8 protein-coding genes are annotated in these 11,985 nt (G+C 33.4%); 7 read left to right on the top strand and 1 reads right to left on the bottom strand.

Annotated features, from left to right (window positions below):
* Nucleotides 1-154: 154 nt before the first annotated feature.
* The 5 genes from ABD816_RS14115 (at nt 155) to dnaN (ending at nt 6,066) form a co-directional block, all read left to right on the top strand.
* Complete coding sequence (locus tag ABD816_RS14115) at nt 155-985, top strand: SAM hydrolase/SAM-dependent halogenase family protein (protein WP_344928442.1); 831 nt, start codon at nt 155-157, stop codon at nt 983-985.
* Nucleotides 986-1,097: 112 nt separating this feature from the next.
* Nucleotides 1,098-1,388: a putative quinol monooxygenase gene (locus ABD816_RS14110; RefSeq protein WP_344928441.1), complete on the top strand. Its 291-nt coding sequence runs from the start codon at nt 1,098-1,100 to the stop codon at nt 1,386-1,388.
* A 126-nt stretch (nt 1,389-1,514) separates the two neighbouring features.
* Complete coding sequence (gldG, locus tag ABD816_RS14105) at nt 1,515-3,911, top strand: gliding motility-associated ABC transporter substrate-binding protein GldG (protein ID WP_344928439.1); 2,397 nt, start codon at nt 1,515-1,517, stop codon at nt 3,909-3,911.
* Between the two features lie 200 nt (nt 3,912-4,111).
* A complete protein-coding gene (locus ABD816_RS14100; protein ID WP_344928437.1) occupies nt 4,112-4,696 on the top strand; it encodes a DUF1572 family protein in 585 nt (194 codons plus the stop codon).
* Nucleotides 4,697-4,947: 251 nt separating this feature from the next.
* Complete coding sequence (gene dnaN / locus ABD816_RS14095; RefSeq protein ID WP_344928435.1) at nt 4,948-6,066, top strand: DNA polymerase III subunit beta; 1,119 nt, start codon at nt 4,948-4,950, stop codon at nt 6,064-6,066.
* Nucleotides 6,067-6,256: 190 nt separating this feature from the next.
* On the opposite strand, the gene ABD816_RS14090 is transcribed toward dnaN, so the two are convergent.
* A complete protein-coding gene (locus ABD816_RS14090; protein WP_344928433.1) occupies nt 6,257-9,724 on the bottom strand; it encodes a glycosyl hydrolase in 3,468 nt (1,155 codons plus the stop codon).
* 561 nt (nt 9,725-10,285) lie between these two features.
* Between ABD816_RS14090 and ABD816_RS14085 the strand changes: the two genes are divergently transcribed.
* On the top strand, nt 10,286-10,930 hold the full coding sequence (locus ABD816_RS14085; protein WP_344928431.1) for a spermidine synthase: 645 nt from the start codon (nt 10,286-10,288) through the stop codon (nt 10,928-10,930).
* A gap of 93 nt (nt 10,931-11,023) precedes the next feature.
* Complete coding sequence (locus ABD816_RS14080; RefSeq protein ID WP_344928429.1) at nt 11,024-11,959, top strand: pyridoxal-phosphate dependent enzyme; 936 nt, start codon at nt 11,024-11,026, stop codon at nt 11,957-11,959.
* The last annotated feature ends 26 nt before the right edge of the window (nt 11,960-11,985 follow it).

Below are 11,985 nucleotides of genomic sequence, written 5' to 3'. Positions count from 1 at the left end.
TATACTGATTATGAACTTACTAGTAAGTTTCAAAACAGTTTATATTAAAACTCAAATATCACATTTGATTCTACCTACGAAAATTAAGTAACCTTGTAACAAATTTACATATTTTTAAGTGCCAAATATTAAAAGATATTAACAATTCTTATCCATGTCAATAATCACTTTAACCACAGATTTCGGAATCAAAGATCACTTTGTCTCTGCTGTAAAAGGTGCTATTTACACAGAACTCCCTGAAGCTAGAATTGTTGATGTTTCTCATGAGATTTCACCGTTTCATATTATTGAGGCTGCTTACATTATTCAGAATGCTTATAAAAATTTTCCAAAAGGCAGTATCCATATTATAGGTATTGATAGTGAACTACACGCAGAGAATAAACATATTGCAGTAAAACTGGATGACCATTATTTTATTTGTGCTAATAATGGATTAATCTCATTAATAGCATCAGAGTTTCGACCTGAAAAAATGGTAGAAATTAATATTCATGGAACAAGAGGCACTAATTTTCCCGTACTTGATGTATTTGTTACCGTAGCGTGTCACATTGCCAGAGGAGGAACATTAGAAGTCATAGGAAAAACGGTGACAGATATTAAAATGATCAAAGGTATTACCCCTATCGTTAATCTGGGAGATAAGCAAATTGTAGGGAGTATCATATATATTGATAACTATGGTAATTTAGTTACCAATATCAAAAGAAAACTTTTTGAAAAAATAGGGAAAGGACGAACATTCAAAATTACAGCCAGAAGTGCCTTTTTTTATACTATATATGATCGATATAGTGATGCTATAAATTTTGAAATTGAAAAAAGCAAACGAGAAGAAGATGGTAAAAAATTAGCTATTTTTAATTCTTCTGATTATTTAGAATTAGCAATTTATAAAAGTAACCCTAAAACTGTAGGCGGTGCTTCGAGCCTTTTTGGATTGCGCTACAGGGATACTGTGAGTATTAATTTTGAATAAAAATATTCTCTTATTTTATCCGTAGTAAAAAATAACACCATCACGAAGTCAAAAATAAAATATTGAAAACTAAAAGAACTTTGTAACTTGGGCACCTTTAAAATATAATTAGATGATCATACGTATTGTAAAAATGGGGTTCTTACCAGAACAAATCGATGCATTTTTAGAAATATTTGAAAAAAATAAAAGTAAAATAAAAAACTTTGATGGTTGTTCACATCTCAAATTAATTAGAGATACGTCTCAAATTAATCAATTTTTCACTTATAGTCATTGGGAAACTGAACAACACCTCAATAACTATAGAAACTCTTCGTTATTTAAAGAAGTCTGGGCAAATACAAAAAGTAAATTTAATCAAAAACCAGAAGCCTGGAGTACTAAAGAGATCTGTAATTAAAGAAACGGTCACTATAAAATGTAACAATGCTAAGATTAAATTTTCTATGGTTACCCAACATATTTTCAATACAACCCATCATATAAAATTCATTGCCTCAACTCTTAACTCATAATTAAACAAAGAATGCTTGCAGTCATACAAAAAGAAATAAACACCTTCTTTGCCTCGGCAGTAGGATATCTGGTCATTGGAATATTTTTAATCCTTAATGGACTTTTCTTATGGGTATTCAAAGGACAATTTAACATCCTGGATAGTGGCTTTGCTGATCTGTCTCCATTTTTTCAGATAGCACCATGGATTTTATTATTTCTTATTCCTGCAATTACTATGCGCAGTATTTCTGAAGAAAAGAAACAAGGTACACTAGAATTATTACTAAATAAACCTATAAAGCATTGGCAATTAATTATTGGAAAATATCTAGGCAGTTTCTTCCTCATTATCATTGCCCTTATTCCTAGTATTTTATATATCATTACGATCTATCAATTAGGAAGCCCCTCTGGTAATCTTGATGTAGGAAGTACGTTGGGGTCTTACATAGCATTACTTCTACTTAGTGCAACCTATACTGCTATTGGTACTTTTTCTTCTGCTATTACTAATAATCAAATCGTAGCCTTTTTGATTTCTTTATTTCTTTGTTTTTTATTCTATTTTGGGTTCAGTGGGTTGGCAGATTACCAATTATTAGGCACTATAGATTATATAATTGAACAAATAGGGGTGCAATTGCACTATGAACGTATTAGTCAAGGAATTGTAGATAGTAGAGATATACTATATTTTATTAGTCTTATCTTCTTATTTACTTTTTTAACTATACTTGCAATAAAGAAAAGAACTATTATCACCCTTCTAAAACTGGGAGGAATAGCAATAATTACTGTTATCATATTGAACATTACAGGAAACTCAATATATAAGCGCTTTGACCTTACTCAGGATCATCGGTTTACCTTATCTGAAGCAACCGTACAACTTCTCAAAGAATTAGAAATACCTGTGACTATTGATGTATTATTAGAAGGTAATTTTCCATCAGAATTCAGAAAGCTACAAGGTGAGACTAAACAGTTATTGGAGGAGTTCAACTCCATGAACCCAAAAATTCAATATATTTTTACAAATCCGATCGAGGAAGAGGAATTCAGAAAAGAAACGTTAACAGAACTCCAACGTCTGGGACTTACTCCTATGGAGGTAAGTGTACAGGAAAGTGGTAAAACTGAAATAGAAACTGTAGTACCTTGGGCGATTATGAATTATCAAAATCGTAGTGTAAAAGTAGCTTTAGTAAAAAACACAATGGGTGCGACTACAGAGGAGCGCGTTCAGAATTCTATTCAGCAATTAGAATATGTTTTTGCGGACGCCTTAAAAAAACTAATCCAGCCAAAAAAGAAAAAAATTGCTGTTTTACGAGGAAATGGTCAGTTACCAGACGTAAGAGTTGCCGATTTTATCAAAACCCTTCAAGAATATTATTTCCTAGGTGCTTTTACCTTAGACTCTGTAGCAGCAAATCCAGAAAAGACCTTGCAAGAATTGCAAAAATTTGATATGGTCATTAATGCTAAACCTACGGAAGCTTTTTCTGAAAAGGAGAAATATGTATTAGATCAATTTATTATGAACGGAGGTAAATCTCTGTGGCTACTAGAATCCGTTGGTATGGAAATAGATAGTTTGTTTACACCAACCGCTAAGGGATCAACTGTTGCATTCATGCAGGACCTACGATTGGGAGACGCTTTATTCTCTTATGGTGTAAGGATTAACCCGGTACTGGTTAATGACCTCTACTCTGCTCCTATCATGCTTGCTTCTGGTCAAGGTAATGACACCCAGTTTACACCGTATCCATGGTTTTATGCTTCTTTGACAAAAAGCAACAGTAACCATCCTATTGTAAAAAATATAGAATCTGTAAAATTTGAATTTTCTAATCAGATTGATACCCTTCAAAATGATGTGAAAAAGACTATTTTACTTACCAGCTCTGATCAATCAAAATTAGAAGGAGTTCCTAAAGAAGTTCGTCTGGATATTATTAAACAAAAACCTGATATTGCCAGTTATAAAAAAGGCAATCACGCCCTTGCCGTTTTATTAGAAGGTACATTTACATCTGCCTATGAGAATCGTGTAAAACCTTTTAAAACTGACAGCATGCGTGACACTAGTCTGACTACAAAAATGGTTGTCATTGCTGATGGGGATGTTATTAAAAATGGGGTTAGAAAAGGACAACCTGTTGCTTTGGGCTATGACCCCTATATGAACTTACAATATGGAAATAAAGAATTCTTACTAAATACCATAAATTACTTATTAGATGATTCCGGCCTTGTAGAGGTAAGAGGCAAAGAAATACAAGTAGCCTTTTTGGATATCAAGAAGGTAGTAGATAACAAGGTTTTTTGGCAAGTCATCAATATGATCGTTCCATTAATTCTTTTGGGGATTTTTGGATTTTTATTCTTATTCTTTAGAAGAAGAAAGTATACGGTTTAATTCATAGGTAATACCGTTCAAGATATTTTTGTTTTGAATCTTTATATATCAAAATCTGTAATTTTTTATCTATATCAAAATATATAGAGATATGTTATCAAGGCTTTGAAAATCAAAACAGACTTTATAATGAAGAAATAATAGAAAAAGAATCGTATTATTAGCTTACATTATCATAGACTCATATAAAATAAACCGACATGAATTCTGTAACCTATCTTGATGGCATCAAAAAGCAATTTCTATACTATAAATCATTAGGTCAAAACACCATAGATCAAACTCCTGATAAGCAACTATTCTGGCAATATGATGATAACAGCAATAGTATAGCCATCATTATAAAGCACTTATGGGGAAATATGAAATCCCGCTGGACCAATTTTTTAACCACAGATGGAGAAAAAGAATGGCGGAGCCGAGATGAAGAATTCGAAAATGATATTCAAACAAAAGAAGAGTTAATCGAGATATGGGAAGAAGGTTGGCAATGCTTATTTGAAGCGTTAGATAGTATCAATGAACTAAATTTTGAACAACCCATTTATATCAGAAATATCGAACATAGTATTACCGAGGCCATTAACAGACAGTTGGCACATTACGCGTATCATATTGGTCAGATAGTGTTTATAGGAAAAATGTGTTGTGGAGAAAACTGGCAATCATTATCTATTCCAAAAGGAGCATCTCAATCTTATAATAAAAAACGTTTTTCTACTCCAAAACATAAGGCACATTATACGGACAATTTGATTAATAAAACACGTCAATTTCCTAAATAGTACCTGAGAGATAACAATTACAAAATATAGTCAATAACTCCTCCTTCTTTGTTAATAACTATAGTTTTTGACATACCAAAATCCTTAAGCATTACAATTATCTTTGTCTCTTAATTTTGCAATAGCTATCATACAAATAATGGTACACTATAAAACTTATGTCAGGATTGACTTGATTTTATAATCGCATATACCATCGTACTAAAAGCTATTTTTAAGTATAATAATAGAAAAATCACACATATAAACCGATGAAATTTATTGTATCCAGTTCCTATTTATTAAAGCAACTTCAGGTATTAGGCGGCGTAATTAATAACAGTAACACCTTACCTATTTTAGATAATTTTTTATTTGAATTAGATAATAATTCTTTACACGTATCTGCATCTGATCTGGAGACTACAATGTCTGCCAAACTGGATGTAGAATCTTCTGATACAGGAATTATAGCGGTACCGGCAAAATTACTTCTAGAAACACTAAAAACGTTTCCAGAGCAACCCCTTACCTTTGTAGTTGGAGATAATAATACCATTGAGATCAGTTCTAATCATGGTAAGTATGCATTAGCCTATGCTGATGGAGAAGAGTTTCCTAAAGCAGTAGAGGTAGAAGATCCCAGCGCTACCAATTTGTTAGGTGATATCCTTGCCACAGCTATAAGTAAAACTATTTTTGCTACAGGTAATGATGATTTACGACCAGTGATGAGCGGTGTATTCTTTCAATTTTCTACAGAAGGATTAACTTTTGTAGCAACAGATGCTCATAAACTAGTAAAATATACAAGAGAAGATGTAAAAGCTTCTCAAGCGGCTGAATTTATTATGCCAAAAAAACCATTGAATCTGTTAAAAGGGATATTAGCCGGTAGTGAGACAGAAGTATTAATAGAATATAACGATTCTAACGCTAAGTTTACATTTGATGATACACAACTGATTTGTAGATTAATTGATGGGAAATATCCAAACTATGAAGCAGTGATTCCAAAAGAGAATCCCAACAAGTTAACAATTTCACGAGTACAGTTTTTAAATTCTGTACGCAGGGTTTCTATATTTTCTAATAAAACTACCCATCAGGTGCGTCTCAAAATCGCAGGAGCAGAATTAAATATATCCGCAGAAGACATCGACTACTCTAACAAAGCAGAAGAACGTCTTACCTGTGATTATCAAGGTGATGATATGCAGATTGGATTTAACTCTCGATTTTTAAGTGAAATGCTTAATAATTTAAATACAGATGATGTACAATTAGAAATGTCATTACCTAATCGAGCGGGAATCCTAACACCTACAGATGGATTGGATGAAGGAGAAAGTGTAACTATGCTAGTGATGCCTGTGATGCTAAACAGCTAAGAAACATATCACGATACCTTTCATAAAAAAGTATTAGTTGTATATCATTTTTTTAAAATTTACCAAGAGAAAATAATGAGTCGTCCTGAGATATGTTAACACAAAACTGACTTATGTAAGGACGAGATATAATATATAAAAAGGGCAACTTCAGAGAAGTTGCCCTTTTTGGTAATAGCTAGTTTTAGGGTTAATTCTTCATAATTTTATGAACAGTGGTTTCTTTGGTATCACTATAGACTTTTACGATATATAATCCTTTTGCTAATGCGCTCATATCCATATCTACTTGTGTTTGAGAATCCTTTAGCAATTGATTTTTGACAAGAGTACCTCCAATACTATACACATGAACCCTTACATCATTCGCCAATCCAGAAAGACTCATTATATTTTCTATTGGATTTGGATAAATAGATATGTTAGAAGTTATTTTATCTTCACTAACACCAGACCTATCTCCACATGATCCTACAGTAAAATTGTGTCGCGATCCTGATGTATTATTCTCACCACCAGTGGGGAGGCTATAGGTATAGTAGAAATAAATCTCTTGGCCTTCACTGGCATTTATTTGAAATGGTACCATAGGTGTCACATTATATCCAGGATACCCTCCTGTAGCAGTTGTGCCGTAATAGAGGATACAAACCGTATCTCCCATATCGGTAGCTTCTGGAATAAAGGTAAGAGTAGGGTTAGTACCATCTGATGAAATTTCATAACTATATTGACCGTTAGAAGCATCTCCATTACAATTTGTCACCCCTGTCGTTATACTCTCTTTAAATTCTAAATAATTTACATTAAGTCCAGCCGCATCAAAAACCAGTTTTAACTCGTGAACTTCAGAACTAATTGTAACACCAGGAACTGTAAGAGTAGTATAATTTTGCCAGGCTCCTGTATCTGGTACCGAAATAACATCCGTAATAACAGTGCCATCTAACTCCACATGAAATTTTCCGTTTCCATTGATTGAAGCTACTCTAAAATCAAGATCATATGTATCTGTAGAAGCACTCGCATCAATAGTATATGCTAACCACTCACCAGAAGCAATCCATCCTACGTTATATATCCCTGTAGTATCTCCTGCATTCTGAATATCCACATCATCTGTTTTATAAGCTCCTCCTCGATTTCCTGTAGTAGTATCAAAATAGCCTACATTTTGACCTCCTTCTTTATAATCTTCTGCTTCTACTAAACCTGGTATAGGATGAGATTCTGTAGGCGTTATAATCACTCCTGATCCATCTGTTGTAATTAAGGTAGTTGCGGGAACTGTAAATGAATCTACTATACTTCCATCTTTAAAAACCTCGCACACCTGCGCTACATCTTTCGGATTATACACTACATATGTCATGCTACCATCTTTAAGAAATGCACTACTCAATGGCAAACTCAATCTGTAATTTGATTGACGTAATCCTAGATTTTGAGAGTTATGTGCATAATAATAGGTTAATGCATTTTCGGTAGAATTATGAGCTACGCTATATGCATCCGTACCTGCACTACTATCCCAGAATTCTTCAAAATTTTTGGTTACACCTTCTGGGTCAAAAAATAATTTGAATCCCCAGCTAACATTCATCCAATCACCGCTTAGTGCCCCCAGATCAGCCTCCATATTATTGATAATAGGGTCTACTATTGCATTTGCTTCATTAGTAGTTAGGAAATCATTCCAAAAACCATACGCAGGAGAAACAGGTAACCATTGGATTCCATGAATATATGTATCCTGCGCTCCAAAAAAAGTACCATAAACATATCTATTCATTTCCAGAATCCCAACGATTGGCTGTTCATATCCTATTTCTTCAAATACGCCACTTTCATTATACCAATAATCAGCAATAGCTCTGCTTTCCATCAAATATCCATATGCTGCAGCATCCCTCATCTCCTCATTTTCTGTAATCTCTCCCGTCATAAACATCCCTGCCCAGGATTGCATAGCTTCTGATGTAGACTCCTGATTATTTCCAATAGCATTACCTAAACCATTTGCAAAAGAATGTCCCATCCATGGGCTAAAGGTTCTCATATATGGAAAATCAGTATCATTTCGATCCCAATTTGCATACGTTTTGATTACACTAGTAAGCATTGGCCAATATCCATCCATAGCACCAGGCTCTGCCATCTCTAATAAAGCCCCTGCATGCGCAAGATACCCGTAATGAAAATGATGATCAGTAAAAAAACCAGAATAATACTCTTCATTAAACCCTACCAGCGCTTTCCAGGCTGGGTAATAGGCATAATAAAAAGACGTTTCCCCAGGAGTATATGTCAACCAATCATAGGTACGCTCTTTGGCAAGGTTCAATAAACTGTCAAAATCAGGATGCCCTATTTCCTTAGCAATTAATGCATATTTAATCAATTTCACTAAAGCTTTTCCTCCCCAATATGTTCCGTCTGCAAAATTATCAGGATCTAAACTTGCACTATAGCTATCTATCATTTCTGTAAGCTTAGCTTTTTCATATGGGTTTGCATCAGATGTTACTGTTGTAGGTTCATTAAAATGTGGCAAAATATCCGCTTTAAATTCATAGCTGAAGGTAAAATTAGTTCCCGCAGCTAATTTTAAGGTTCCTCTGGGCGTTGCTGTATATTCTCTACCTGTTAAAAATGAAAATGTATTAGCATTACCTCTATAATGATGTGGTATAAATCCCTGTAATACATTAGATTCTGTTCCTACAATATTGGTAGTCTCTACTTCATATGTAACATTCACCAATCCATTATCTGGCTGGTAATCATAAACTGCTGTAGTTCCTGTTGGTTTTGTAAATGCATAAGTATGTAAAAAATCAAGATCAGAAATATCAGTCAATGCCGAGAACACAACATACTTACCGCTTGTATTTGCAATTTCCAGATTTCCTTCATTACCATCAACACCGGTAATCGTAGTCGTTTCGGATAGGTGTACGCCATATAAATTGCCATCATATTCTATAGCAAACCTATCTGTAGTTGTTGGAAAACTAAGTACCTCACCATTAGCATCATAATATGTTCTTACGCCTGTATGAACCGATTGAACAATAGCATTAAATCCATTTGTCTTAATCCATACAAATGGCATACCTTGTGCTAAAGTAACATTCATAGTATTAGGACTGTCACTTTGTTGTACCTCTAAATCTACATGCCAATCAGACCAATTAGTAGCTACTGTCTTAGAAGCCGAAAAGTTATCCCCTGTTAAGGTTACTAAATAGTCAACACTAATCCCTACACTTTCATCTCCTCCCCAATCTTTAGCAGTTCTATGTCCTATTTGAAATCCCTCTGTATTTGCTCTCGATAATAACGGATACGTCCATAAGTTTCCTCCATTTCTTGTACCATCATCATTTTCAGCATATAGAACACTAGTCCACCAATCATTAGTAGGCACCGGCTTTCCAGCCATATCTGGTCCTATATCCAAGGTAGGAAATCTTGCTATACTCTGAAAAGTAGGTTGTGTAGGATCATTTCCTATATACTCATGACTAGGCGGATATTCCGCATAGGATCCTGATCCTACATTGATTGTACTTTGTGACCGCATCTCTTGTAAGCCCACAAAAGAAATCAAAAACAGTGTAAAAACTGATTTGACAAAAGGTTTTAATTTTCTCATAATTTTAAATATTTGTGTGAATATGTTGGTTAATTTATTTCCGCCAGTGTTAACGTTTTTTTTGTTTTAATAGTATATCATAATGTTTATTTTCAAAAATTTTCACCCTAACCAATCTTTTTAAATAATCGTCATCTTCACTAAGTTGTGATATAAAATAATATATACCATACGATGCATAAACAATGCTAAAGGCATTTTTTTAAACTTTATAAAACTAGGAATACTATTTTGATACACGATAAAGAACAACTACAACAAAAAACATACAAAACCATAAATTATTAACAATTATCTATTTTTTTAGCAAAAAATAAACAATATCTCTACTAAAATGACACAAAAAATACACAATATTCAATACAAAAAGTAATTATTAAAGCTTTTGTATAGGTAATGTTGTGGTTTTATTTAGTCTAGTAGTTTACTATCTAAGCTTTTATAATTCCTATAGTTGCTTTAAAACAGAAAAAATTCATTCATTCAATTGCTAACAAAATGATCAACTTCTAGTCAGCTTTTAGGAAATAAAAAGTAGTTTTACACCTATAACTCATCATTTTGAAAAAAATCATAAGCTACATCTGGCCCGTCACTAAAAAAATCAAATCTAATATAAATGGGATATTAGAAATCACCTGGATTGATGGCAAGAAAGTACTGGATAGTAAAAATGCCAATTACTCTTATGGATCTTTGCAGAGACTATTATCATATGGGATATCAAAAATCAATTTGCAATACGATTCAGAAATTCTATTGTTAGGACTTGGCGGTGGAAGTGTTATACAATCGCTACGAAAAAACTTTAAGCATACCGGTAAAATCACTGCGGTAGAAATTGACGAGATGATAATTGAGATTGCCAAACAAGAATTTAATATTGTAGAAGATGAAAGCCTTACAATTATTTGTGATGATGCAATAGCTTATGTAGAGACTTGTCAACAAAAATTTGACCTTATTATAATCGATTTATTTATAGACACTATAGTTCCTGACCAATTTTATAAGTCAGATTTTTGGAATAACCTCATCTTATTAACTAAACCAAAAGGTCACGTTATTTTTAATGCAGGCATTAACTTAAAAGAAAAAACAAACATTGAATATTTAATAAATCATTATCAATCAAAAATTAAATTTACGAAACACGATGAAGTTGAAGGATCGAATATTGTTTTGATTGGAGAGTTCAAAAATTAACCAGATTATCAATAGTAAAAAACGAACAGTGATGATTAAAAAAATGTCTATATAATCGTTTAACTTTATACAGTTCAAAAACTTATCAGATTCATGACAGCAAAAGACTTAAAAGATTGCCACAAACGTATTAAATCTAATATCCATAGAACTCCTGTAATGACTTCCAGATTACTTAATACAATGTCGGGAGCGGATTTGTTTTTTAAATGTGAAAACTTCCAACGCATGGGAGCTTTTAAGATGCGGGGTGCTATGAATGCCATTTTACAGTTATCTGATCAACAAAAATCCAAAGGAGTTGTAACCCATTCTTCTGGCAACTTTGCACAAGCATTATCACTGGCTGCCCAAAACCTGGGTATTACAGCATATATCGTTATGCCATCAAACGCTCCAAAAGTGAAAAAAGAGGCTGTAAAAGGTTATGGAGGTCATATAATAGAATGTCCTCCCACACAAAAAGACCGAGAATCTACTGCTATAAGGGTGCAATTAGAAAAAGGAGCTACTTATATTCATCCATCTAATCAACTCGAGGTAATCTTGGGGCAAGGAACAGCCGCATTAGAATTACTGGAAGACTATCCTGATCTAGAATATATCTTTGCACCAGTAGGTGGCGGTGGATTAATAGCAGGAACAGCATTAGCTGCCTATTTTTACGGAAAAAACTGCACTATCATTGGCGGAGAACCCTTTGAAGTTGATGATGCATATCGTGCATTGAAAAGTGGAAAACTAGAAATGAATGAAACTACTCATACGATCGCTGACGGTCTTAGAATGCCGTTAGGAGATGTTAATTTTCCTATTATCAAAAAGTATGTTTCTGAAATAATACGAGTAGAAGAAAAAGAAATTATAGATGCAATGCAACTCATTTGGGAACGGATGAAAATTATTATCGAACCCTCTTGCGCTGTCCCTTTTGCGGCACTACTTCGTAAAAAAGAGAGATTCAAGAATAAAAAAATTGGAATTATTCTATCAGGAGGCAATGTAGACCTTTCTAATTTGCCATTCTAATTTAAGTATACCTTTGTTAACAGTAT

This window comes from Aquimarina addita, assembly GCF_039539305.1.
Lineage (GTDB): Bacteria > Bacteroidota > Bacteroidia > Flavobacteriales > Flavobacteriaceae > Aquimarina > Aquimarina addita.
The sequence above is the reverse complement of the archived record's forward strand: the minus strand, read 5'-3'. Positions and strand labels throughout refer to the sequence as shown.